This is a genomic window from Gillisella vitis (assembly GCF_021559775.1).
Lineage (GTDB): Bacteria > Pseudomonadota > Alphaproteobacteria > Rhizobiales > Rhizobiaceae > Allorhizobium > Allorhizobium ampelinum.
The window spans coordinates 3,315,512-3,341,427 of record NZ_CP056047.1 but is presented as its reverse complement, the minus strand read 5'-3'; the positions used below and the strand labels follow the sequence as shown (position 1 = coordinate 3,341,427).

Annotated in this window: 17 protein-coding genes; 10 read left to right on the top strand and 7 right to left on the bottom strand. The window is 59.9% G+C overall.

The genetic code is table 11. The annotated features are described in order from the left end of the window. Positions 1–142: 142 nt before the first annotated feature. Both AVCG78_RS15465 and mtgA read right to left on the bottom strand, forming a co-directional pair. Positions 143–802 carry a glutathione S-transferase family protein gene (locus AVCG78_RS15465; protein WP_071203159.1) on the bottom strand — a complete coding sequence of 220 codons (660 nt, stop codon included), beginning with the start codon at positions 800–802 and terminating at the stop codon, positions 143–145. A gap of 72 nt (positions 803–874) precedes the next feature. Next, positions 875–1,543: a monofunctional biosynthetic peptidoglycan transglycosylase gene (mtgA, locus tag AVCG78_RS15460; protein WP_156531876.1), complete on the bottom strand. Its 669-nt coding sequence runs from the start codon at positions 1,541–1,543 to the stop codon at positions 875–877. Between the two features lie 286 nt (positions 1,544–1,829). Between mtgA and AVCG78_RS15455 the strand changes: the two genes are divergently transcribed. Together AVCG78_RS15455 and AVCG78_RS15450 are read left to right on the top strand one after the other, a co-directional pair. Continuing rightward, positions 1,830–2,726 carry a polyprenyl synthetase family protein gene (locus AVCG78_RS15455; RefSeq protein ID WP_071203157.1) on the top strand — a complete coding sequence of 299 codons (897 nt, stop codon included), beginning with the start codon at positions 1,830–1,832 and terminating at the stop codon, positions 2,724–2,726. A 214-nt stretch (positions 2,727–2,940) separates the two neighbouring features. Next, the gene (locus tag AVCG78_RS15450) at positions 2,941–3,579 is read left to right on the top strand and encodes a LysE family translocator (protein WP_071203155.1); all 639 of its coding nucleotides are present in this window, start codon (positions 2,941–2,943) and stop codon (positions 3,577–3,579) included. Between the two features lie 76 nt (positions 3,580–3,655). On the opposite strand, the gene AVCG78_RS15445 is transcribed toward AVCG78_RS15450, so the two are convergent. From AVCG78_RS15445 to AVCG78_RS15435, 3 genes are all read right to left on the bottom strand, one after another. Next, positions 3,656–4,321 carry an OmpA family protein gene (locus AVCG78_RS15445; protein ID WP_071203153.1) on the bottom strand — a complete coding sequence of 222 codons (666 nt, stop codon included), beginning with the start codon at positions 4,319–4,321 and terminating at the stop codon, positions 3,656–3,658. A gap of 106 nt (positions 4,322–4,427) precedes the next feature. Then, positions 4,428–5,678, bottom strand: coding sequence for a flavodoxin-dependent (E)-4-hydroxy-3-methylbut-2-enyl-diphosphate synthase (gene ispG / locus AVCG78_RS15440; protein WP_015917556.1), 1,251 nt, complete (start codon positions 5,676–5,678; stop codon positions 4,428–4,430). 87 nt (positions 5,679–5,765) lie between these two features. Next, complete coding sequence (locus tag AVCG78_RS15435; protein ID WP_071203151.1) at positions 5,766–6,920, bottom strand: MFS transporter; 1,155 nt, start codon at positions 6,918–6,920, stop codon at positions 5,766–5,768. A 528-nt stretch (positions 6,921–7,448) separates the two neighbouring features. Between AVCG78_RS15435 and AVCG78_RS15430 the strand changes: the two genes are divergently transcribed. The 3 genes from AVCG78_RS15430 (at position 7,449) to AVCG78_RS15420 (ending at position 17,302) form a co-directional block, all read left to right on the top strand. Continuing rightward, positions 7,449–15,020 (top strand): type I polyketide synthase, encoded by a 7,572-nt coding sequence (locus tag AVCG78_RS15430; protein ID WP_071203146.1) that lies wholly within the window; start codon positions 7,449–7,451, stop codon positions 15,018–15,020. 114 nt (positions 15,021–15,134) lie between these two features. Further along, on the top strand, positions 15,135–16,502 hold the full coding sequence (locus AVCG78_RS15425) for an aminotransferase class I/II-fold pyridoxal phosphate-dependent enzyme (protein ID WP_071203144.1): 1,368 nt from the start codon (positions 15,135–15,137) through the stop codon (positions 16,500–16,502). Positions 16,503–16,513: 11 nt separating this feature from the next. Continuing rightward, positions 16,514–17,302 (top strand): SDR family NAD(P)-dependent oxidoreductase, encoded by a 789-nt coding sequence (locus AVCG78_RS15420; RefSeq protein ID WP_071203142.1) that lies wholly within the window; start codon positions 16,514–16,516, stop codon positions 17,300–17,302. 10 nt (positions 17,303–17,312) lie between these two features. On the opposite strand, the gene AVCG78_RS15415 is transcribed toward AVCG78_RS15420, so the two are convergent. After that, entirely contained in the window at positions 17,313–17,912 is a 600-nt protein-coding gene (locus AVCG78_RS15415; RefSeq protein ID WP_071205373.1) for an IMPACT family protein, read from the bottom strand. Between the two features lie 298 nt (positions 17,913–18,210). Here AVCG78_RS15415 and AVCG78_RS15410 point away from each other — a divergent pair, with 298 nt between their 5' ends. Next, positions 18,211–18,375, top strand: a complete 165-nt coding sequence (locus tag AVCG78_RS15410) for a hypothetical protein (protein WP_087729479.1) — start codon at positions 18,211–18,213, stop codon at positions 18,373–18,375. Between the two features lie 26 nt (positions 18,376–18,401). Here the strand turns inward: AVCG78_RS15410 and AVCG78_RS15405 are convergent, their stop codons facing one another. Next, on the bottom strand, positions 18,402–18,863 hold the full coding sequence (locus AVCG78_RS15405; RefSeq protein WP_409065464.1) for an Lrp/AsnC family transcriptional regulator: 462 nt from the start codon (positions 18,861–18,863) through the stop codon (positions 18,402–18,404). A 142-nt stretch (positions 18,864–19,005) separates the two neighbouring features. On the opposite strand from AVCG78_RS15405, the gene putA reads away from it, so the two are divergent. The 4 genes from putA (at position 19,006) to AVCG78_RS15385 (ending at position 25,914) form a co-directional block, all read left to right on the top strand. After that, entirely contained in the window at positions 19,006–22,725 is a 3,720-nt protein-coding gene (gene putA / locus AVCG78_RS15400) for a trifunctional transcriptional regulator/proline dehydrogenase/L-glutamate gamma-semialdehyde dehydrogenase (RefSeq protein WP_081355247.1), read from the top strand. Positions 22,726–22,792: 67 nt separating this feature from the next. After that, positions 22,793–24,013: a TIGR03862 family flavoprotein gene (locus AVCG78_RS15395; RefSeq protein WP_071203139.1), complete on the top strand. Its 1,221-nt coding sequence runs from the start codon at positions 22,793–22,795 to the stop codon at positions 24,011–24,013. Positions 24,014–24,442: 429 nt separating this feature from the next. Next, on the top strand, positions 24,443–25,591 hold the full coding sequence (locus tag AVCG78_RS15390; RefSeq protein ID WP_071205376.1) for an HD domain-containing phosphohydrolase: 1,149 nt from the start codon (positions 24,443–24,445) through the stop codon (positions 25,589–25,591). Next, positions 25,588–25,914, top strand: coding sequence for an STAS domain-containing protein (locus AVCG78_RS15385; RefSeq protein ID WP_081355245.1), 327 nt, complete (start codon positions 25,588–25,590; stop codon positions 25,912–25,914). Before AVCG78_RS15390 ends, AVCG78_RS15385 begins: the two co-directional genes overlap by 4 nt. The last annotated feature ends 2 nt before the right edge of the window (positions 25,915–25,916 follow it).

The following is a 25,916-nucleotide window of genomic DNA, read 5'->3' as shown; positions in this document are numbered from 1 at the left end:
CAATCACTCATCCGATCTTCGAATTTGGCGGCCTTATACATGCCGCCCAGGGGTTTGACCAGTCCCCGGTGGGATTTTTTTGACATCGTGCGGTCGCAAAACGTCGCCTCTGCCCGGCCTTTGCAGGCATCGAGCAATCGGTTCAGGCTTCGTCCTCCGGCACGATCCAGGGTTCAGCCAGGGCAGCATCGCGCCATTTGATCCAGGCGGAATGGGCCTGCATGCGATCCATATAGGCAAGACTAACCGGATCGACGGTCAGTTGATAGGCTGAAAAACGGTTGACCACAGGTGCATACATGGCATCCGCTGCGCTGAAGGCGCCAAACAGGAAAGGACCGCCGGAGCGAGCCAATTGCTCGTGCCAGATGGTTTCGATGCGGGAGACATCCGCCATCACCGCTGCCTTTGTCTCAGGGCTGAAGGCAAGCGCCTGTGGCGGGCGACGGAAATTCATCGGGCAGGCATTGCGCAAGGCCCGGAAGCCAGCCAGCATTTCGAGCGAAATTGCTCGAGCAACAGCCCGGTCCGACTGCGCCGATGGCCAGATACCGCCATTGGGGAAAAGCTCGGCGGCATATTCAATAATGGCCAGCGATTCCCAGACCTTCACATCCCCATGCACGAGGACTGGCACCTGGCCGGTCGGAGATATGGCTTTGATGCCGGGATTGCCAGCCGGAAAGTCGAAGCGGATCAGCACCTCTTTGAAGTCGATCCCGGCTGCGGTCAGAGCGATCCAGGGCCGGAACGACCAGGAGGAATAATTCTTATTGGCAATATAGAGTGTTAGGTCCGTCATTGGTTTTGTCTCCTGAAATGTCCGCAATCCTAACAGGCGCATACGGCTCAAAGCCAATGCCAAGTTTTGACATCACTTATCAATGCAGCTGATATATGGATCGGCGCCCCGGGCGCGGCGCTCCACCATGGCGGCGAGCCGCCGTAGACCGGGGCCAGGCTTGCCAGCATTGCGGTCGATAGGATTTGGCAGCGAAACGGCGAGCAGGGCAGCCTGGCGGGCTGAAAGCCGGGCGGCCGGGATTTTGAAATGGTGGAGTGCTGCGGCCTCTGCACCGTAAATGCCTGGTCCCCATTCAGCGATATTGAGGTAAATTTCCATCGTCCGGCGTTTCGACCAGACCTTGTCGGCGGTGAGAGCCAGGGGGATTTCCATGCCCTTGCGGATGAAGGACCGGCTGTTCCACAAAAACAGGTTTTTCACTGTCTGCATGGTGATGGTGCTGGCGCCACGGGTTTCCTCGCCGTCTAAGGCATCGTCGATCACCGAGCGCATCTGCACCCAGTCAACGCCGCTATGGCTACAGAATTGCCCGTCCTCCGACATCATCACGGCGCGGATCAGATTGGGCGATATGCGCTCCAGCGGCACCCATTGCCGGTCATAGCCACGAAACAGGACGAGATCGGCCAGCATCAATGTGGACGGCGGGTGAATGAAGGGCAGCAGATAGAGCGCCATCAGTGCGAAAGGCAAAAGGGCAACAGCAAGCAGTGCCTTGGCTATTCGATGCAGCACCAGCCGCCGGTCTCCTTTTTCGCCCTCCTGGTCGAGGTGCTCGTCTTGTCCGGGCACAGTCGCGTCCAGAGGGTCGATAGCATCAGGTGCGTTGTCCGTCGTCAATCCTGTCACCTGCCCCGACGCCTGCTTGATTTGCGCATTTGTTTTCTTAGCCGTGAATAAGGCTAAGCGCCAGACCAAGGTACTTTGGCGGGCCGATACCCCACAGATAGTCCCCAATAGTCATTGTATCTTGCGCCTTCTGAAGGCGCATGGCAAAGAGCAGCCGGCAAACCTGAGGCATGCGATGTTTGACGATCATCTCCGCGATACAGCCGCGCGCGTCCAGGCGCTGCTGACCGAGCTTTTGCAGCCTGAGCCTCTATCGGATGAAATCGCCAGGCCCGGTCAATTGCTGGCGGCAATGCGCCATGCCGTGCTGAACGGCGGCAAGCGGCTACGGCCATTTCTGGTGGTGGAAAGCGCCCGGCTGTTTCGCGGCCAGGACGATGCCGCCCTGCGGGTCGGGGCGGCGCTGGAATGCCTGCATTGCTACTCTCTCGTGCATGATGATCTGCCCGCCATGGATGACGACGATATGCGTCGTGGCCAGCCAACTGTGCATATCGCCTTTGACGAGGCGACGGCCATTCTGGCCGGTGACAGCCTGCTGACTTTTGCCTTTGAGATCATTGCCGCACCACAAACCACACTGCCGGACGCTGCCAAGACCGCGCTGGTTCTGGCGTTGGCGCGGGCTGCCGGGCTTGGCGGCATGGCGGGCGGGCAGGCGCTGGATCTGGCTGCCGAGAAACACGCTCCAGATGAGACCGGCATCGTCACATTGCAGGCGATGAAAACCGGCGCGCTGTTGCGCTTTGCCTGCGAGGCTGGACCAGTGATTGCCGGGGCATCGGACGAGGACCGGCAGCGGTTGCGCCAGTTCGGCGAGTTGATCGGCCGGGCCTTCCAGCTTGCCGACGATCTCCTCGATTTGACGGCTGATGCTGCGACCATGGGCAAGGCGACAGGCAAGGATGCCGGGCGCGGCAAGGGGACACTCGTCGCCCTCAAGGGCCAGACCTGGGCGGAGGCCGAGCTGGATCGGCTGGTCGATCAGGCGGTCGCGTTGCTGTCTCCCTATGGCGAACGCGCCGCAGTGTTGATGGCTGCCGCCCGTTTTGTCGCCAATCGCAAGAATTGAATTGCCACTGTGACAGGTTTTTAGGTGCGGACTCTGGTTTGATGTTTTATACGGACGACCATTGAAAATGACCGTTCGTATTCCATTTGCAAATATCTCAAGCGGTGCAAGCATTTGAGATATTTGCAATGCCTTCAAGGCGAGGATGCGTGAGCATGTCAGAGCCTGGGTATGACCAGTCACTGACCGTTATTCTCTCCTGAAAGCGCCTGACATGATTGCCGATCATTTTGCGCCGTTTTTCTCCGCCTATCTCGTCTATCTGGTGGCGGTGATCAGCCCCGGCCCGGCCAATATGGCGATTATCTCGACGGCCATATCGCAAGGGCGCAAGGCTGGTCTGGTGATTGCGCTTGGCATATTTGCAGGTTCTTTTACCTGGGCCATGGCTGCATCCTTTGGCCTTGCCGCGTTGCTGCATCATTACGGCCAGGCCCTCATCCTGCTGAAAATCGCAGGCGGGCTTTATCTTTTCTACCTCGCCATCAAGGCGGGATTGTCTGCTTTGCGAAAACAACAGCCTGCCGGGGAGCAGGTCGGGGCGGTCAAGCGGGGCCGTTATGGGTCAATCTTTTTGCGCGGCTATCTCATTCACTTGACCAATCCGAAAGCGATTTTCGGCTGGCTGGCGATTATTTCGCTAGGCGTGCCAGTGGATGCCTCACTGGGGTCCGTGGTGCTCGTGGTCGGTGGATGTCTGGTGACCGGGTTTTCAGTCTTCTGCGGCTATGCTCTGGTGTTTTCGACCGCCCAGGCCGTGCATGTCTACAGGGCCAGCAGGCGCTATGTGGATGGCGTTCTGGCGCTTCTGTTCGGGGCGGCGGGCGTGAAAATGCTGACAACCAGCTTGTGATAGGCCAGCTTATAACAAGAAAGCCGCCTTTCGGCGGCTTTCTTTGTTTTTGAATGGACTGCGGCCTTGGCTGCGATCAATTGTCCTTGAGCGGCGAAATCGCCACTTCGACGCGACGGTTCTGAGCGCGGCCTTGTGGCGTGGCATTGGTGGCAATCGGCTGGCTGGGGCCAAAGCCCATGGCCGACATGCGGCGCGGATCGACGCCCTGCGAGCCGAGATAGTTCAGCACCGAATCGGCGCGGCGCTGCGATAGATCCTGATTGTGCTGCAAGCCGCCGGTCGAGTCGGTATGGCCGTTGACGTCGACCAGGGTGCGGTTGAACTTCTTCAGCACGATGGCGACCGAGTTCAGCGTCGGGTAGAATGGCGGCAACACCTGGTCCTGATCGGTCGGGAAGGTGATGTTGGACGGCATATTGAGGATGATCCGGTCGCCCTGACGGGTGACGGACACGCCGGTGCCTTGAAGCTGGGCGCGCAGTTCGGCTTCCTGATTGTCCATGTAACTGCCGATGGCACCGCCTGCCAGCGCACCGATGCCAGCGCCGATCAGGGCGGCATTGCGCTTGCCATGGCCGCCGCCGCCAACCGCCAGGCCGCCGAGCGCGCCGAGGCCCGCGCCAATCATCGCACCACCGGCGGTGTTCGACATTTTCTGTTCGCCCGTATAGGGATCGGTGGTGGTGCAGGCACTCAGATAGGTGGCAGTCAGGGCAAGAAGGACGAATTTCTTCAGCATCGGGATAGGACTCCGTAGGTTCATTTCATCCTGAACAGAGCAATTGCGGCAATATGAAGAAAACATCCCACCTGCTACAGAACTGCTTGCTGACAGAACGGCTCTCTTACTCTGCCGCCGACCGCTGACCGTAGCGTTTTTCGATATAGTCGATCACCAGAGCCTCGAAATCCTCGGCGATTTTCGGACCACGCAAGGTCAACGCCTTCTCACCGTCGATAAACACCGGTGCCGCCGGGTTTTCGCCGGTGCCGGGCAGGGAAATGCCGATATCGGCATGCTTGCTTTCCCCCGGGCCATTGACGATGCAGCCCATGACCGCGACATTCAGCCCTTCAACACCAGGATATTTTTCCCGCCAGACCGGCATGTTCTTGCGGATATCGCTCTGGATCTTCTGCGCCAGCTCCTGGAACACCGTAGAGGTGGTGCGCCCGCAGCCCGGACAGGCAGCAACGACCGGGATGAACTGGCGAAAGCCCATGACCTGCAACAGTTCTTGTGCCACCTGCACTTCGCGGGTCCGGTCGCCGTTCGGCTCTGGCGTCAGCGAAACGCGGATCGTGTCGCCGATGCCCTGTTGCAGCACATAGCCCATGGCCGCTGATGAGGCGACAATGCCTTTCGAGCCCATGCCCGCTTCGGTCAGGCCCAGATGCAGCGCATGGTCGGAGCGCGAGGCCAGCATGGAGTAGACAGCGATCAGATCCTGAACCTGGCTGACCTTGGCCGACAGGATGATGCGGTTGCGCGAAAGGCCGATCTCTTCGGCCAGTTCGGCAGACAGAAGCGCCGATTGGCAGATCGCTTCACGTGTTACCTGCCGGGCCGAGAGCGGAAATCCCTTGGCCTGGTTCTCGTCCATCAACTGGGTCAGCAATTCCTGGTCGAGCGAGCCCCAATTGACGCCGATGCGCACCGGCTTGTCATAGCGGATCGCCATCTCAATGATATCGGCAAACTGCTTGTCTTTCTTGTCCTTGAAGCCGACATTGCCCGGATTGATCCGGTATTTGGCCAGCGCCTCGGCACAGGCTGGATGATCGGCCAGAAGCTTGTGGCCGATATAGTGAAAGTCGCCGATCAGAGGGACATCAAGGCCGAGCCGCTCCAGACGGTCGCGGATTTTCGGCACGGCAGCCGCACTCTCGTCGCGGTCCACGGTGATGCGGACGATTTCCGATCCGGCTTTATGCAGGGCTGCGACCTGCGCCACCGTGCCGTCAATATCGGCGGTATCGGTATTGGTCATCGACTGGACGACGACAGGCGCGCCGCCCCCGACAATGACGCCGCCGACATCGACGGCCACGGATGCGCGGCGTGGTTTCGGGTCAAAGTCTTCGGCTGGCGCCATGGTGGTCATCCCGATCTTGCGGATAATTCGCTTTCAGGTGGATCAATCATGTTCGCTTGTCAACATCGTGACAGCGGCTTGTGTCGATCAAACTTGGGGCCGGTCGGCATGCCGGGCAAGGCCGGAGAGCAGCAGGGCAACCAGGATCAGCACTGGGAGCACGCGAAACACCAGCGCCAGCGACGTATGCTCGGCGACAAAACCGATCAGCGATGGGGCCACCAGAATACCGGAATAGCCCATGGCACTGACCACCGACAGGCCGACGCCTGGTGCCATGCCCGGCAGGTTGCCAGCGGCGGAAAAGGCGATGGGAACCAGGTTGGAAATGCCGATGCCCATGATGGCAAAGCCGATGACGGCGGTCCATGGATCGGCAGCAAAACCAGCAATAGCCGTGCCGATCATGGCGATCAGGGCGCAAATCCGCATGGTTGTCACCGCCCCCAGCCTGTCGCGGACGATGTCGCCGGCAAAGCGCATGATTGCCATGGTCAAGGAGAAGCCGGCATAAGCATAGCTTGAGGTGGCAATGGAGCCGCCCAGTTCATTGCGCAGATAAAAAGCACCCCAATCAAGCACCGCACCTTCCGGGATCATGCAAAACAGCGCGACGAGGCCGAGAAGCCAGGGCAGCGGCGTCATCGGCAGGCGCGCCCTGCGATGCTCGGCATCGGGATGGGGCTGGTCGCGAAGGGTGATCGGCCAGGCAGCAAACAGCATCAGGGCGGCGAGGACCGTGGCGACAAGGCTATGCACCGTCGATCCGGCCATGGCCAGCAGCGGTCCGCCTATGCTGGCGCCAATCAGGCCGCCGAGGCTCCAGAAGGCATGGCAGGACGACATGATCGAGCGCCCCATCTGTCTTTCTGTCTCGACCGCATTGGCATTCATCGCCACATCCATGGCACCCATGAAGCCGCCAAACAGGAAAATCGCCAGGGCCGCCAAGGGAATATTGGGCGCAACCGTCAGCAGGAGCAGCGTCGGTAGAAATATCAGCGCGCAGGCGAGCGTGACCCGGCGTGAGCCGTAGCGGGCGATCTGGGCACCAGCCACCGGCATGCAGGCGAGCGAGCCGAGTCCCAGAACGAGGATCATCAGACCAAGCTGTGCTTCGCTCAGGTCGAGATTGCGGGCAAATTCAGGGACTTTGGGCGCCCAGGAGCCGATAATGAAGCCGTTCATCAGGAACAGAAGTGAAACGGCCAGACGTTCCCTGGTGAAAAATCCTTGCTGCATGTCTGCACTCCTCCGAATGCGCGAAAACTCTCTTAAATCGATTAGAGTTGCAAGCGCAGACCGGGTTTGCGCTGTCACGAATCGTATCGTCCTGTTGGGAATGTTTGTTCAGGTGGGTGTTGATACCGACATTGCAATTTGGCGGCGTCCTTTCAAAGGTCTAAAACCGCCATCCTTTTTGTCAAGAAACGACGAAATCGTCCATGAGGACAAAGGCACGAACGGTATCGGATAACCTGCTCATTTTAAGAGGAAATTCGGAACGGGCATGTGGGTTTTCGCTCTCATATCCGGCAGGATCGAAGTGGTTTGCGGGGCGGGTTTCTCTCTGGCTGCCACGTCTCATCAGGTTAAAAAAATCGTTCTACGCCATAAGTTTCCGGCGTTTTTCTTTCATGAGGCGGAGGCCTGCCTATGTGAATCCTGATTGACGCCCCTATGTCGCTTCTCTAAGTGAAGGATAATTATATCTGAGGACATCTGAAAGGCTATCAGACCTCGCTAAACTGTTGAGATCCGTACGAATAGATGACAGTAGAGATTATAGGGCGTGCCTGCGTGGCACCGGGGGCAAGATCTCCCGAAGAGTTGTTTGATCTTTTGCGTGCCGGCGCATGCACTGTCTCGACCTTGCCCGGGGATCGTTGGGATATTGCGCGCTACTGGCATCCCGAAATCGGCACGCCTGGAAAATATTACACTTTCGCTGCCGGTGTGATGGATGGAATCTATCAGTTCGATCCCGCCCTGTTTGGCATGTCACGGCGCGAGGCGGCTTTTATGGACCCGCAGCAGCGCATCCTGCTGGAATTGACCTGGCGGGCGCTGGAAGACGCCAATATCCCCGCTAACAGTTTGGCTGGCCAGAATGTCGCGGTCTATGTCGGCGCCTCCAGTTTCGACCATGCCAATCTGGCGGCGGAAGATCCGGCTGGTCCCGGTCCGCATTTCATGACCGGCAATACGCTATCGGTGGTCTCCAACCGTATCTCGCATGTCTTCGGCCTGAATGGTCCGAGCATGACGGTCGATACGGCCTGTTCGTCATCGCTGGTCGCACTCGATCACGCGGTGCGCGCGATTGCGTCTGGCGAGGTTGACACAGCGATTGTTGCCGGTGTCAACGTGCTGGTCCATCCCCTGCCTTTCGTCGGCTTCGCGCAGGCGCGGATGCTGTCGATAGACGGTTTGTGCAAGGCCTATGCCAATGACGGTATTGGCTATGTTCGCGCCGAAGGCGGTGCCGTGCTGGTGCTGCGCTCTAGCGATAAGGCCCGGCGCGAAGGCGACCGCAGCCACGCGACTATTGTTGCCAGCGGCACCAATGCGGCCGGGCGCACGAATGGTATTTCGCTGCCGTCGCGCGAAGCGCAGGCCGTTCTGTTGCACGCCGTCTATGACGGCAATGGTCTCGACCCGGATCGGCTGGCCTTTATCGAAGGGCATGGCACCGGCACCAAGGTCGGCGATCCCGCGGAAGTCTGGTCGCTTGGCACGGTCATCGGCCAGCGCCGCAAGGAGCCGGTGTGGATCGGCTCGATCAAAACCAATATCGGTCATACCGAACCCGCATCCGGCCTGCTTGGTGTGCTGAAGGCGATGATGGCCTTGCAGCACGATCTGCTGCCAGCCTCGCTGCATTTCAACGAGCCAAATGACACAATTGATTTCGATGGCCTGAATGTCCGTGTTGCCTCCCAAGCCGTTGCACTGGAGCGAGATGGCTTGCCGCGCCTTGCCGGTATTAATTCCTTTGGCTTTGGCGGCGCCAATGCGCATGTGGTGATTGCCGATCCGCAGAGACCTGATTTGGTGCAAGACGCGGCTAACCCAGCCGGTGCCGGTCGTCTGTTCATGGCCAGCGCCCATTCTCAGGAAAGCCTGAAAGCGTTGTTGGACAGTTACGACAAGGCCTTTGCTGCGGCTGGCAGCGATGGTGATCTGGAAGACCTGATCTCGACTGCCGCTTCAAACCGTGCGCCGCTCCGGCACCGCTTCGTTGCCAGTGGCAGCGCGGATGCCATCGTCAAGGCGGTGCAGGAACGGCTTGCCACAGCGAAGACCGGCGGCGAAATCGGTGAAGCCTCGTCGCGCAACGGTAAGCTCGCGTTTGTGTTTTCCGGCAATGGCGCTCAATGGGCGGGCATGGGCCTCGATGCCTACCGGGCAAATGCCCGATTCCGCGAGAGCTATGAGCGGATCGCCGCGCTGTTTACGGCGCATTCGGCTCTTGATCTCGTTGCGGCACTGACCGATCCGGATCTGGAAGCCCGATTGAAAGATACCAGGCTTGCCCAGCCCATGCTGTTTGCCATCCAGGCCTCGCTGTCGGATGCGCTGCAACTTGCCGGTCTGGTGCCGGATGCTGTTTACGGTCATTCGGTCGGTGAAGTTGCTGCCGCCTATGTATCGGGTGCGCTGTCGCTGAAGGATGCCGTCTGTGTGATCGCCAAACGGTCGCAGCATCAGGCGGTGTTGGCCGGTGAAGGCACGATGGCGGCCCTGAAGCTTGGCGAGGCCGATGCGCGCGCCATGCTGGCCGAGCTTGGCTTTGATGACCTGACGATTGCCGCGATCAATGCACCCAATTCGGTGACCGTGTCTGGTCGTGAAGACGCGGTCCGGGCACTGAGAGAACATGCCCGCAAGCAGCGAGTGCCAGCCCAGGTGCTGGACATTGATTATCCCTTCCATCATCCGCTGATCGATAAGGCGAAGGCTGCTTTTTCGGCCGATCCGCCGCTGATTACCCCGCGCCAGACCACCCTTCCATTCATCTCCACGGTGACGGGCGAGCAACTGGAGGGCACCGCGCTAACCTCGGACTACTGGTGGAAGAATGTCCGCCAGCCGGTGCAGTTCCAAGGGGCGACGGAAGCGGCCATCGCGCTTGGTTGCAGTGTATTCGTTGAAATTTCTCCGCGTGCGATCCTTGGCGGCTATGTGTCGGAAACGGCGCAGCATGTGTCGTCGACGGTTGCCGTCAGTGCCAGCCTTAGCCGTGAGGCTCTGGATGAGACGGTCGACCCGGTGGCGCGGGCTTTGGCGCGCGCTGTCGCCAGTGGCGCCAAGGTGGATGAGGCTAAGGTCTTCGGTCCGCGCCGCGCCGATATCGTCCTGCCGGGCGTGCCTTTCGAGCGGGCAGATCTGCGGCCGGAGCCGACCAGCGACCGCGTCGATCTCTATGGCCGGTTCGGCCAGACGGCCTATCGGTTAAGCGGCTGGCGAGTCGATTTGAATGGCGGGCATTGGAAAAACCATCTCGACGCGCATCTATTTCCGGATCTGGCCGAACATGTGGTCGATGGCCGCGCTATTTTGCCGGGCAGTGGTTTTGTGGAAATTGCCATTTCGGCGGCGCAGGCGCATTTCGGCTCCGACCAGCTTGAGATCAGCAATGTTGAGATCATGCGACCGCTGGAATTGAGCGACAGCCGGATCGTCGAACTTTCCACGCTGATTTCCGCCGCGACCGGCGATCTTCAGATCCGCTCACGTGAGCGTTTGAGCGATGACGACTGGACGGTCAATGCGGTTGCCCGGGTTCGCAAACTCACGGCCTCCGAACTGGACGATGCGGTTGATTTCGACCTGTCCAGCCCGACATCGGAGCTGGATAAATCTGCCGCCTACCGGACGGCGCGCAATTTCGGCCTGGATTACGGGCCGCGCTTCCAATTGCTGGAAAAAGCGATCTGCCATGGCGAACGGCTTGTCGAAGTGTTCCTGAAGCCGGCAGCCGCGCCGGGTCACCCGTTGCTGCGCTATAATCTCAACCCGATGTCGGTTGATGCGATGTTCCACGGGTTGGTGGCGCTGTTTGGCCGCTTCAGCGGCGAGCAGGGCGGAGCGCCTTATATTCCCGTGCGTTTCGGACGTGTCCGCACGCGTGTTCTCGGTGCTCCGGTCCATCGGGCGGTGATCGAGATCGAGCGGATCAGTGATAGTTCGATCAAAGCCAATTTTCATCTCTATGGTGAGACGGGCGAGCGGATCGCCAGCTTGAGCGATAGTCGGTTCCGACGCACCTATCTGAAGCAGCACAAGACGCTCGATGGACTTGCCTATCATTATGAAACCATCGCGCTACCCCTGGTGAAAGATCAGGGTGTGGCCCTGGTTGCACCGTTGGGCGATGTTTTCGCCTGTCAGGAACGTGAGCTGGACAATGCCACGGTGCTGATCCAGGCCTGCGTGCTCAGCGCCTTCTATGCGCTGGCCGAGCGCCTTGCCGGTCAAGATCGGCGCGTGTCGCTGGTCGATCTGCCGGGCGATGTGCGGTTGCGGCGGTTCCTGACCAATGCCCTGCACAGTCTGACCGATAGCGGCTTTGCCCAGTATGCGGATGGCAGCTGGACGCTTGAAGATGGCAGCGATCTTCCGCCCGCTTTCGAGCTGATCCGGGAACTTTACCGGGATTTCCCGGAACGCACCGTTGAACTGGTGATGATCAATGACGTGCTGACAGCCGTTAATGCAAAGCTCGATCAACCTGCAGGTGTTGTGGACGAGGTTCCGGATTGGGACGGGGTGATCAGCGAAGCGACGCTGGACCATTTCGCCGTTCATTCCACGCTCGCCACCGAGAGTCATAGGGTGTTGTTGAAGGCGGTGGTCGACTGTCTCTCGACGCTGGATGCCGATGCGCCGCCGCTGGTGGTCGAGCTTGGCGCCAGCTCGCTTCATCTCAGCCGCAAGCTCGCCGATCTGGTTCGTGCGGCTGGCGGCAATCTGGTGATTTACGAGCCTGAGGCAGGCCTGCGCCGTAATCTGGAACTGTCTTTCGAGGCTGATCCGCGCGTCACTGTCGTGGACGCAAAGGGATTGGACCAACTTTCTCTGCTGAAAGCGCCGGTCGATCTAATTGCCAGCGCCCATGCCGATCTTTGCCGCTTGCTGGATGGTGAAATGCTGGCACGGCTCAGTCATGGCGCCTTGGCCTCGGCCCGTCGCCTTGTCGCCGTGCAACCAGCGCCCGGCCTATTGCATGATTTCGCCTTCGGTCTGCTAGATGGCTGGTTCGACAGGACGGTTTCGGAGGAATTTCCGCTCGGCCGATTTGGCGGTAGCGAAGATTGGATGAAATCCCTGCAACAGGCCGGTTTTGCTGCGGCCCATGCCCGGCAAGTGCAGGTGGATGGCGGTAGCCTTATCGTGGCGGAAGCCCAGGGCCGGGCTGACGTGGCTGAGCCATATGATGCGACGCGTCAGGACGGTGGGTCGGTGGACGAGGTTGTGGCCAGCGGGCCGGTGATCATCGTTCATGAAAAAACTGCGGATCTTGCCCGGCTTTCGGCGGCAGCAAGAGCACTGGGCGGCTCCCAGGTTTCTTTGCTGTGTCTGTCAGGCAGCTTTGAAACGGACCGGTCGATGCTGGCCGACGCAGTGGGCAAGGCTGGATCAGCCTTGGGCGGAATGGTCTGGCTGATGCCGGATACCGATGCGGCTGTGGATGGATCGTTGCTGTTGCAGGACCGGGTCGGCGCTCTTAGTGCGCTGGCCATGGCGCTTGGCGACGTTGCGGCATCAACGTCTGATGCTGTGAGGGCGCTTCCGGTCACTCTGGTTCTGCCCGGCGGTGCGCCCGTCACCGGCATTACCGGCAAGGACTTGACCCGCTCCAGTCACGCCGGGCCTGTCAATGCAGGCCTTTGGGCCTTTGCCCGTGTGTTGCGCAATGAGTTCGACCTGTTCGACATGCAGGTCGTCGATACCGGACCCTCCAGCAATACGCTGGAAATCATGCTGGACTGGGGCATGCGCTTGCTGGCCGCCAAGAGCGACAACCGCGAATGGCTGGTGGAGCCGGAAACCGGGCGGATGGCCGAGATTCGCGCCGTGCCTGGTCCGGCCCAGCTGACGGCGCAGCGTACCGATGCTTTTGAGGCGGCGGTCATTCGCCAGCAGGTGCCGTCGCAGGTCGCCAGTATTCGCTGGGAAAGCTGCCCGGTCCCCGTCATCGGCCCGACCGAGGTGCTGGTGAAGACCGCAGCGACAGGCTTGAATTTCCGCGACGTGATGTGGGCCATGGGCTTGCTGCCGGAAGAGGCGCTTGAGGACGGCTTTGCCGGGGCTTCGATCGGCATGGAATTTGCCGGTGAGGTGGTCGCTGTCGGCGCAAAGGTGAGCGACCTTGCCCTCGGGGACAAGGTGATGGCGATTGCCGCAGCGGCTTTCGGCACCCATGTCAAGGTTGAGCGGGCTGGCGTGGCCAAGTTGCCGGATGGCGTGGACCCGGTATCGGCGGCGACCATTCCGGTGGTCTTCCTGACCGCCTATTATGCCATCCATGAGCTTGGGCAGGTACGTCCGGGCGAAACCATCCTTATTCACGGTGCCGCTGGCGGCGTCGGGCTTGCGGCTTTGCAGGTCGCCCGGCATTTCGGCGCCAAGATCATTGCCACGGCAGGCACCGTCGAAAAGCGGCGCTTCCTGGAAACGCTGGGGGCGGACCATGTGTTCGATAGCCGCTCGCTCGGTTTTGTCGGCGATGTGCTTGACGTGACCGGCGGTGAAGGTGTCGATCTGGTGTTGAACTCGCTGTTTGGCGAGGCGATGGAGAAATCCCTGTCGCTGGTCAAGCCGTTCGGGCGCTTCCTGGAGCTTGGCAAGCGCGATTATTACGCCGACAGCAAGATCGGCCTGCGGCCATTCCGTCGCAATGTCAGCTATTTCGGCATCGACGCCGACCAATTGCTGGTCCTGCATCCCGATCTGTCGCGCCGTATGCTGGCCGAAATCGGTGGCTTGTTCGAGCAGGGCGTGTTCACGCCGCTGCCGTTCCGCGCCTTCGAACACGATGAGATTGGCGATGCCTTCCGGCTGATGCAGAATGCTGGCCATATCGGCAAGATTGTCGTGCTGCCGCCGGTTGCGGGACGCGACCGCGTGGCGGTAAAGTCGGCACGCCGGATGGTGGTCGATGCGGATGGCATGCATCTGGTTGTCGGCGGTATCGGCGGTTTCGGCCTTGCCGCGGCCGATTGGCTGGTAGAGCAGGGCGCGCGCCATATCGCCTTGTCGACGCGGCGCGGGCTTGTTGATGCCGAGACGCAAACCGTGATCGACCGTTGGGCCAAGCAGGGCGTGACGGCCTATATTCGCGGCTGCGACGTGACCAGTGAAGCGGCCTTGTCAGCGCTTTTGGCCGAGCTGCGCACTATTGCGCCGTTGAAGACTATCATCCATGCGGCGATGGTGCTGGATGATGCCTTCATCTCCAACCTGACGCGCGTGCGCAACCAGCCGGTGATCGACGTCAAGGCCAAGGGTGCATCCCTTCTGGACCGGTTGACCCGGCAGGATGGCATCGACAATTTCATTCTGTTTTCCTCGATCACCACCTATGTCGGCAATCCCGGCCAGGGCAATTATGTCGCTGCCAACGGCTTCCTGGAAGGCTTGGCGCGGGCGCGCCGCGCCGAGGGGCTGGCTGGTCTTGCCGTCGGCTTCGGGGCAATCGGCGATGCCGGTTATCTGGCCCGTAATGCGCAGGTTAATGAACGGCTTGGACGCCGGATTGGCAAGACGGCGCTGGATGCCCGCGATGCGCTGTCGGCGGTCGGGCGCTATATCGCTGCCGATACCGGCTCCGTCGATGCAGCTGTGGTGATGATTTCCGAATTCGACTGGGCTGCTGCGCATTCGCTTGCCGTGGTCAACGAACCCTTGTTTTCGCTGATCATGCGCCGCAGCAACCAGCATGTTGGCAGCGGTGAGGGTGGCGAGATTGATTTGGTGGCGCTGATCGACGGCAAGGCACCGGCTGCGGCCCAGGATGTGCTGTTTTCGGTGCTTGCCGGTGAAATTGCCGATACATTGCGGGTGCCCAAGGAAAGCATCGGGCTGAACAGCGTGCTGAAGGATATCGGGCTGGACAGTTTGATGGCTGTCGAGCTGGGGATGAATTTCGAGCAGAATACCGGCTTTGACATTCCCCTCAGCAGTCTTGCCGACAATGCCACTGTCGGCGATCTGACGCGCCGCCTCTATGAGAAGGTCAGCCTGCGCGGACGGACGGGCGACAAGGACGAGGCGATACCGCAAGACAGTAAGATCATGGACGATCTGCATCGTCGCCACAGTGGGCAGGACCAGTAAAACTGGCCCAGTTTTTGCCGTCCGTTACGCCGTTGTTCATGTTTGTGTTGATAAACATCGTTCTGTTCGGCATAGGTGATAGACGATTGACTAAAATTCTAGGGTTTTCTGCGGATGAATGAGAACAAGCGTCAGGATCTGCTGGCCCGTATGCGTGGCGTACAAAAGGATGTGGACCGGAGCCGGGCCAGCCGCAGCCAGCAGAGCGTGTCGCGCAGCCAGCCTGGTTTTGCCGAACTGCCTGAATATAAGCAGGTGGTGATGCAGAAGCTTGTCAGCGAGCAGCTGAATATGCCCAATCCGTTTTACCGGGCGCATGAGAGCGCCTCCGGGGCAACGGCTGATATCGACGGGCGCGCCTATGACAATTTTGCCTCCTATGACTATCTCGGTTTGAACAGCGATCCGCGCATTCGCGACGCTGCCATGGCAGCCATCGACCAGTTTGGTATCTCGGCCTCCGCCAGCCGGCTTGTTGCCGGTGAGCGCACCATTCATGCTGAGCTGGAAAAGGCCTTTGCCAAAAATTACCAGACCGAGGACGCCATCTGTTTCGTCAGCGGCTATCTCACCAATGTCACCACCATCGGCAGCCTGATGGGGCCGAAAGACCTGGTGATCCATGACGAGTTCATTCACAACAGCGCCCTGACGGGCATCAAGCTGTCGGGCGCCAATCGCCGCTTCTTCAAGCATAATGACATGGCGGATCTGGACCGTATCCTGGCCAGCCTTGCGCCCCTGCATGAACGGATCCTGGTGATATCAGAGGGCATTTTCTCCATGGATGGGGATGTGGCCGATCTGCCGGGCCTTCTTGCCTTGAAAAAACAGTATAATTTCTGGCTGATGATGGACGAGGCCCATTCGTTGGGCGTACTTGGACAGCGTGGCCACGGCATTTTCGAACATTTCAATCTCGATCCCGCCGATGTCGATATCTGGATGGGGACGCTGTCGAAAACCACCTGTAGCTGCGGCGGCTATGTTGCCGGCAGCGAGGCGCTGATCACGCTGTTGAAGGCGCAGGCCGGTGGTTTCGTTTATAGTGTCGGTCTGGCGCCTGCGCTGGCGGCGGCAGCCATCGCCAGCCTGTCGGTGCTGGACGAGGAGCCGGACCGGGTAGAGGCTTTGCGTCGCAACAGCCAGCTTTTCCTGGAGCAAGCAAAGCTGCGGGGGCTTGATACCGGTCTTAGCGAAGGTTTTTCGGTGGTGCCCGTGATCGTTGCGGATTCGGTGCGCGCTGTGCAGCTTTCCAATGAATTGTTCGAGGCAGGCATCAATGCGCTGCCGATCATCTATCCCGCAGTGCCGGAAGGGCTGGCGCGCCTGCGGTTCTTCATCACCAGTGCCCATACGCCGGAACAGATTACCCGCAGCGTCGATAAAGTGGCTGACATTCTGGATCGGCTGAAGGCCGAGAATTTCGGCATGGGCTCGATGGATGTCCAGAAGGTCATGCTGCAATTGGCGCAGCGCTGAAGGACAAGAGCATGAACAGCCGCAACCCGCCGCGTCATGTGATCATTACCGGCGGATCGAGCGGGATCGGGCTGGCCTTGGCGAAAGCCTATCTGTTGGCGGGGTCAAAGGTCAGTCTTGTTGCTCGCTCGCTGGTGCGACTTGAGACGGCACGTGACAGCCTGCCACAATCCTGTTTTTCACATATTGGACTTCATGCAGCGGATGTGACGGATTATCACGCCCTGTCAGCGGCCTTGCTGGCGGCTGAAGACAGTTTCGGACCCTGCGATCTGCTGATCACCTGTGCCGGCATCGTGCATCCGGCCAGCATGGAGGCCATGGACGTGGCCGATGCGCGCCAGCAACTCGACATCAATGTGATGGGAACGATCCATGCCGTTAAGGCCCTATGGGCGGGGATGAGCGTACGGGGCGGCACCATGCTGTTGGTTTCCTCCGGGGCCGCATTCATTGGTCTGCATGGCTATGGTCCCTATTGCGCCTCCAAGGCGGCGCTGGTGGGGCTGGCCGATTCGCTGCGCATGGAAGCGGTTGGCACCAAGCTGACGGTGGCGATCTGTTTTCCACCCGATACCGATACGCCGCAACTGGCTGCAGAATTGCCCATGCGCTCGCCCCAGGCACAGCGCGTTATGGGGACCGTTAAGCCCTGGAATGCAGATGCTGTGGCGGCACGCATCATTCGTCAGCTGCAAAAAGGCCGTCGCGAGATTTTTTTCGGGATGACGCTGCTGTTGCTCGCCCGCTTCGGCTCGCTGGTGCGGCCGGTTTTATATTGGTGGTACAGCCGCCGTTGACGGCTTGCAGTCACTGCGCGCCAATCTCGTCCTTGAGCACCTGAACTCGTCCGGCGCTGATGTCAACGATCATGCCGAGGGTTGCTTCTAGCCGTTCCTCCGGGATGGCGAGGGTCAGTTCAGCACCGGTATCGGTAAAGATTTCCTGGACGATAAGCAGATCTGCGACCGTGGTCAGCCGCGCCTTGACCAATGCCAGATCGGAAAAGCCGACGCGGATGCTCCTTGTCGCCCGCAGGATGATTTCCACCTTCTCGGCTTGTCGTAGGCATTGCGCCGCCGTGCCGCCATAGGCCCGGATCAGGCCACCGCTTCCCAGAAGAATGCCACCGAACCAGCGGGTAACGATGACCAGCACGCCATCCAGCGTCTGGCCATCAATGGCTTGCAGGATCGGTTTTCCCGCAGTGCCGGAAGGCTCACCATCGTCGTTGAAGCGATAGGTCTGCCCCAGCCGCCACGCCCAGCAATTGTGGTTGGCGCTAGCATCGGATTGGCCCTCCAGAAGGGGGCGGATGTCATTTTCATGAGAGATCGGAAAAGCGGTGGCGCGAAACCGGCTCTTCTTGATCTCCTGTTCATAGCTGTGTAGGCCGGGAAGGGTAAACATCGCCTTTTGTGACGTGATTTGAGTCGCAAGAAAAGACCGATCGTTGCCGCGATAGCGGCTCATCAGAGAAAAGGAGACGATCCAGTTCCACGCAAGCGAAGGCTTCTAGGGTTATCAGGGAGAGCTTGGAGATCCGGCTCGGGTTTTGGGCTTTGATCCGGCAGTTTGACTGCCTGCCTTGGCCGGCCTGATCGAACTCCTTGGAAAATGACAGTGTTGCGGCGTCTTTTCGCGTCATGAGGACGTTGGTCGCCGCCAACGGAAAGCCGGGATGATCCCGGGGAAACAGGATAGGCCTATGTCTGACGATTTCGAACCGGAAGCGACCATCGAAACCTCCAATCTGGCGGCTCTGGTTCTGAGCCAGGAAATCGACTCGCTCACCGATGTCCTCGTCAAGGCGCTTTACGAAGTCTATCGCATTCTCGACGACAGCCATCAGCAGCCCGGCACCGTGCACTGACGGGCAGGGTCGGCAAGACAAAACCGTTACCGCCCATATTCCTTGACCGCCTGCATGACGACGAAGGTCGATGTGCTCGCCACATGCGGCAGGCTGGAGATCTTCTCGCCTAGAACCTGCCGATAGCGACGGATATCGCCGGTGCGCACCTTCAACAGATAGTCGAAGGCGCCGGCGATCATATGACATTCCTCAACTTCCCGGATTTTGCGGACCGCTGTGTTGAATTCCGTCAATGCCGTTTCGCGGGTGTCGGACAGTTTCACCTCGGCGAAGGCGATGTGGTCGAGGCCGAATTTGCGGGCATCCAGCACGGCGCGGAAGCCGAGAATATAGCCCTCATCCATCAGCCGTTTCAGGCGCACCTGGCAGGGTGTTTTCGATAGTCCGACACGCTCCGACAAGTCGGTAATCGACATCCGGCCATCCTGCGAGAGGGCCTCGACAATTTTCATGTCGAATTGGTCGATCCCACTGTCCGATTCCATTTTGGCCATCATATCTCCTGAAAACCTGCAATTTTTTAGAGAATTTACCTAGATTGTCCATGAATTCAAGTTCGCTGATTTTACTGGCCCCATGGTATGATCCGGTCATCGCCCAAATCTCCGTCGAGCCAGGATAACAGTGATGAACCAGACCGTTTCCGTCGCATCGCAGGCCGTTTCATCCTCTCCAGATCCAATCTTTGCCGCTTTCGCGCCGCCGCTGCGTCAGCCAAGCCCTTTGCGCCAGGCGATTACGGGGGCTTATCGCCGCCCGGAGCCGGAATGCCTCTCACCGCTGCTGGAGGCGGCCCGCTTGCCGGATGCGATGCGCAGCGCCGTTGAGGGCACCGCCCGCACATTGATCGAAGCCCTGCGCGCCAAGCACAGCGGCAGCGGCGTTGAAGGGCTGGTGCATGAATATTCGCTGTCCAGCCAGGAAGGCGTGGCGCTGATGTGCCTGGCCGAAGCGCTGCTGCGCATTCCCGACCACGCCACCCGCGATGCGCTGATCCGCGACAAGATAGCCGAGGGGGATTGGAAAGCCCATCTCGGCGGTGGCCGGTCGCTGTTCGTCAATGCCGCCACCTGGGGACTGGTGGTGACTGGCAAGCTGACCTCGACCGTCAATGATCGTGGTCTGTCTGCGGCATTGACCCGGTTGATAGCCCGTTGCGGCGAGCCGGTCATTCGCCGAGGCGTCGATATGGCCATGCGGATGATGGGGGAGCAATTCGTCACCGGCGAAACCATCGAGGAGGCATTGAAACGCGCCCGCCCGCTGGAAGCCAGGGGCTTTCGCTATTCCTACGATATGCTGGGCGAGGCGGCGACCACGGCTGGCGATGCGGCGCGGTATTTTCGGGATTACCAGCAGGCCATTCATGCCATCGGCAAGGTTTCGGCGGGACGCGGCATTTATGACGGTCCCGGCATTTCCATCAAGCTGTCGGCCCTGCATCCGCGCTACAGCCGCACCAAGGCTGAGCGGGTGATGGGTGAATTGCTGCCGCAGGTCAAGGCGCTGGCGCTGCTGGCCAAGCAGTATGATATTGGCCTCAATATCGATGCCGAAGAGGCCGACCGGCTGGAACTGTCGCTGGATCTGCTGGAAGACCTGTGCCTCGATCCAGCCTTGTCGGGCTGGAACGGCATGGGCTTCGTGGTGCAGGCCTATGGCAAGCGCTGCCCCTTCGTGCTGGATTTCATCATCGATCTTGCTCACCGCGCAGAGCGCCGGATCATGGTGCGGCTGGTCAAGGGGGCCTATTGGGATGCCGAGATCAAGCGGGCGCAGGTCGATGGGCTGGAGGATTTTCCGGTCTATACCCGCAAGGTTCACACCGACGTCTCCTATATCGCCTGCGCCAAAAAGCTGCTGGCGGCGCGGGATGTGATCTTTCCGCAATTTGCCACCCACAATGCCCAGACGCTGGCGGCGATCTATCATCTGGCCGGACCGGATTTCAAAACCGGCTCCTACGAGTTTCAGTGCCTGCATGGCATGGGCGAACCGCTCTATGACGAAGTGGTGGGCAAGGCGAAGCTGGATCGTCCCTGCCGGATCTACGCGCCTGTGGGTACGCATGAGACGCTGCTGGCCTATCTGGTGCGGCGCCTGTTGGAAAACGGCGCCAATTCTTCCTTTGTCAACCGGATCGCCGATCCGGCTGTCTCAGTGGATGCGTTGATTGCCGATCCGACTGAAACCGTGCTCGCCATGGCGCAGCCGGGTGCAAAGCATGACAAGATTGCTTTGCCCGCCGATCTTTTCGAAGGCCGCAAAAATTCCGCGGGCCTTGATCTTACCAATGAAGCGGTGTTGCAGGCGCTTGGCGAGACCTTGCGCCAGACCAACAGCGGGTCTTGGGATGCAGCGCCCGCTTTGATTGGGGGGACAAGTGCCGGGCCTGTCCGTCCTGTCCTCAATCCCGGCGACCACCGTGATGTGGTTGGCAGTATCAGGGAAGCAACCGAGGAAGAGTCGCGCCAGGCCGTGGCCGATGCCGCGCTTCATGCGCTGACCTGGGCGAAGACGGCACCTTTGGAGCGGGCCCGGATGCTGGACGAGGCTGCCGACCTGATGCAGGCGCGGTTGCCGGTTCTACTGGGGCTGATCATGCGCGAGGCGGGCAAATCGGCGGCCAATGCCATTGCCGAAGTGCGCGAGGCCATCGACTTTCTGCGCTATTACGCCGAGCAGGCGCGTCGCACCTTAGGGCCGGTACATGCGCCATTGGGGCCGATCGTCTGCATCAGCCCCTGGAATTTTCCGCTGGCGATTTTCACTGGACAGGTGGCGGCAGCACTGGTGGCAGGCAATCCGGTTCTGGCCAAGCCCGCCGAGGAAACACCGCTGATCGCCGCTGAGGCCGTGCGCCTCCTGCATCAGGCGGGCGTCCCCGGTGCCGCCCTCCAACTTCTGCCCGGTGACGGGCGGATCGGGGCGGCATTGGTCGCCTCGCCGCAGGTGGCGGGCGTGATGTTTACCGGCTCGACCGAGGTTGCCAAGCTGATCCAGAGGGAGCTTGCCGCGCGTCTGCTGGCCAATGGCAGGCCGATCCCGCTGATTGCCGAGACCGGTGGCCAGAATGCGATGATCGTTGATTCCTCGGCGCTTGCCGAACAGGTGGTGGCGGATGTGATTGCCTCGGCCTTCGACAGCGCCGGTCAGCGTTGTTCAGCGCTCAGGGTTCTGTGCCTTCAGGACGAGGTGGCGGATCGCATTCTTGCCATGCTGAAAGGCGCGCTGCATGAACTGACCTTGGGCCGCACCGACCGGCTGTCTACCGATATCGGCCCGGTGATTACCGCCGAGGCCAAGGGCGTGATCGAGGCACATATTGCTGCCATGCGCGCCAAGGGCAAGGCGGTGGAGCAGATCGGTGCGGGTGATGGCACTGAGCACGGCACCTTCGTTGCACCGACCATCATCGAGATCGGTGCATTGTCTGATCTTAAGCGGGAAGTATTTGGCCCGGTCCTGCATGTGCTGCGCTACCGGCGCAACGATCTCGATCGCCTGATCGACCAGATCAATGCCACCGGCTATGGCCTGACCTTCGGCCTGCATACACGGCTGGATGAGACCATCGCCCATGTGACATCGAGGGTGAAGGCGGGCAATCTCTACATCAACCGCAATGTGATTGGTGCGGTGGTCGGCGTGCAGCCGTTCGGTGGCCGTGGCCTGTCCGGCACCGGGCCGAAGGCTGGCGGGCCGCTCTATCTGGGCCGCTTGGTTGAAAAGCCGCCGGTGCCGCCGCAGCATAGTTCGGTTCATGTCGATCCGGGCCTGCTGGATTTTGCTAAATGGCTTGACGAGCAGGGTGAAACGGCAGCGGCTGAGGCAGCGCGCAACCTCGGCAGCCTTTCGGCGGTCGGTTTGGTTCAGGATCTGCCTGGGCCAGTCGGCGAGCGCAATCTGTATGCCCTGCATCCGCGCGGCAACATTCTGCTGCTGCCCTGCACCAGGCAGGGGCTTTACCGGCAAGTGGCCAGCGCGCTGGCGACGGGCAACAGCATGGTCATCGACACAAGCGCCGGTCTCCAGGAAACGCTGGCGGGCTTGCCAGATGGCGTGCTTGCCCGTGTCCATTTCGTCCAAGCGTCAGGCTGGGCTGAGGCCGGTCCTTTCGCAGGCGCATTGCTGGAAGGCGAGGGGGAGCAGATTATCGAGCAGGCAAGAGCCATTGCCGCCCTGTCCGGTCCACTGGTCCTGACCCAGGTGGCTTCCAGTGATAAGCTGGCTAAGAAAATTGGTGTTGATGATGCCTACTGCCTGAACTGGCTGGTGGAGGAGGTTTCGGTGTCCACCAATACGGCTGCTGCCGGAGGCAATGCCAGCCTGATGGCCATCGGCTGAGGGTTCCGCTTGCTTTTAACCTGTGCTTTGCCCAAAAACGCCTGATAGTCGAACGCAAGGCACGGGCATGACAGGCAAGACGGTTGCGATCATCGGTGGGGGGCCAGCGGGGCTGATGGCGGCGGATAGTCTGTCGCGGGCTGGTCTGACCGTGACGATCTATGAGGCTATGCCGACACTGGCCCGGAAATTTCTTTTGGCCGGGAAATCGGGCCTGAATATCACCCATTCCGAAGAGTATGCGCGGTTTTCGAGCCGCTTCGGGAAGGCAGGAAGCCATTTAAAGGCAGCTCTCGATGATTTTACGCCGGATGATGTGCGTGCTTGGGCGGCTGACCTTGGAACGGAGACCTTCATCGGCTCCTCAGGCCGGGTCTTTCCAAAGGCGATGAAGGCCTCGCCACTGCTTCGGGCCTGGATCAAGGCATTGCAGGATCGGGGCGTGATGATCCGCACCCGCCACCGTTGGACCGGCTTTTCGGAAAATGGCTATCGGTTTGCAACGCCGGATGGCGATGTCACTGTTATGGCAGATGCGGTGGTTTTGGCGCTGGGCGGGGCGAGTTGGCCGCGTCTGGGCTCGGACGCCGCCTGGGTGCCGTGGCTGCGCGGCACCGGCGTTGCAGTCACGGATTTCAAGCCTGCCAATTGCGGCTTCGACGTCGCCTGGAGCGATGTGTTCCGTGAAAGGTTTGCCGGCCAGCCGATCAAATCGGTTGTCGCCACGTCTAGGTCGGGTCAGAGTCAGGGCGAATTCGTCATTTCCCGGCATGGGATCGAGGGTAGCCTGGTCTATGCCCATGCGGCAGCCCTGCGCGATGATCTTCGCCATCATGGCAAGGCAGAGCTTCTGCTCGATCTTGCACCCGGCAAGCGGCTTGAAAAACTGGCGGAGGATCTCACCCGTCAACCCGCAAAGGCCAGTCTCTCGACAAGGCTTCGTAAGGCAGCCTCTCTGGATGGCGTCAAGGCAGCGCTGTTGCGGGAGGTCGCACCCGATATCGCCACCCGGGATGCCACATCGCTTGCGGGTCTCATCAAGGCTTTGCCGGTGCCGCTGCTGCGGCCAAGACCGCTGGCGGAAGCGATTTCCTCGGCAGGTGGTGTCAACTGGAGTGGGATCGACAGCAATTACATGCTGGTGGATCGGCCTGGCCTGTTCCTGGCCGGAGAAATGCTGGATTGGGAAGCGCCAACCGGCGGCTATCTGTTGACCGTTTGCTTTGCCACCGGCCGGGCGGCGGCTGTTGGCGTGATTCGCTGGCTCACCGATGATGCAGGTGGTTGAGGCAAAGTATGGTATGCCACAATTGGCGGGTCTGATCCTGTCTGTTTTCGGGGCATGTGATCCGTCGACGTCAGGAAGTTTTTTACGCCCATTGGTTGTTTTTTGTCAAAAAAATATGGGATGAATCAACGAAAACAACGCGTTAATAAACCCCAAAATCCTATGGCTTATTAGAGCTATCAATTAAATATAGTTGTGGCCTAACAGTGTTAGCTCTATCTTAACTTACTAACGTGAGAATTCGATTCAGAAATCTGGAAATATTTAGGGCTCTGCCACAATGTTCCGGAATTCGCTCCCCGCATGATGCGGAATGGTCCCAAAAAATTCACAGATATTAACAGTGCTTGAGATGGCTTGTCGCATCGCATGGGAACATGCGCATGTCACCGTGCCTGCCCAAGCCGTCATGGCGGAATGGAGCTTCCCTTGCATGCCGTTGTGATAGACGACAGCCGATCCACATTGCTGGCACTGCGTCTGGAACTCCTTGAAATTACAGGTCTGGAGGTGGAAACTTTCGCCGATCCAGAGGAAGCCATTCGCGTTTGTGAGACCCGGCAATTCGACCTGGTGCTGGTGGATTACAATATGCCGAAGCGCTCCGGTCTCGAGGTGATTACCGCTTTGCGTGCCATGCCGACCTATGAGCTGGTGCCAATTTTGATGATCACTTCGGAAACTGAAACGGCAGTCTGCTTGAATGCGCTGGAAGCTGGGGCGACGGATTTTCTGCGGAAATCCGCCGATCCGGTCGAGTTGAAGGCCCGTGCGCGGAACCTTTTGAGCCTGCGGCGTGCCCAGGTGGAACTGTCGTTGCGGGCTGATGGCCTTGCTGCTGCCGTGACGGCGAAATCCGCGGCACTTGTTGCCAGCGAAGAGGAACTGATCTGGCGTCTGGCCCGAGCCATGGAATATCGCGACGGGGAAACTGGTGATCATGTCTCGCGTGTGGCGCAGATCTCCAGGCTGCTGGCGCAGGATCTTGGGCTCGATGAGGACCGGCAGCGCAAGATCTATCTGGCGGCTCCGCTGCACGATGTCGGCAAGATCGGCATTCCCGATGGTGTCCTGTCCAAGCCCGGTCGGTTGACCGACAGCGAACGGGACATGATGCGCAGGCATGTCGATATCGGCGTGAAGATCCTGGAGAACGGGACCTCCGATCTGTTGCGGGTCGCCGAGCGGATTGCTGGCGGGCATCATGAGAAATGGGATGGAACCGGCTATCCCAAGGGATTGTCTGGACGGGACATTCCGCTGGAAGCGCGCATTGTCGCGCTCGCGGATGTGTTCGACGCTTTGTGTTCGCCCCGTGCCTACAAGCCAGCCTGGTCGCTGCAAGACGCGCTGGATCACATCAGGTGCGAAAAGGGTCGTCATTTCGATCCGGACTGCGTCGAAGCGTTTGAGCGGCAATGGTCAAAAATTGCCTCAGTCATGGGAGCGCGTGAGACAGATATGAGGATCCATATGAAAGGGGCGCCGTCGCTAGATGCCGCCCATCCTGAAAACGCCCTTTGCCTCCAGAGGCAGACGAAATACCGATCAACACCCCAGCCAGCAGGACGGGAATGACGATGATAACGCAAACATTGCCGCATGAGACCATTGCCTTGCCACAGGCGCTGACCATTCGCACTGTGCAGACCACCCGGGATCAGCTCCTGACAGGCCTTTCGACTGGTCAGGCCGTCGTTATCGATATCCCCGCAGACGCGGAGGTTGACCTGAGTTTTATTCAATTGATTGAAGCGGCACGCATGTCTGCGCAAACGAATGGCCAGGACCTCACGCTGCAAAGCGCTGCGGCTGGTGGTGTTCTGTCCACGCTGGAGCGTAGCGGCTTCTTGACCGACATGGATCCGTCGGCTCGATTTTTCTGGTTACATGAAAGGTAATG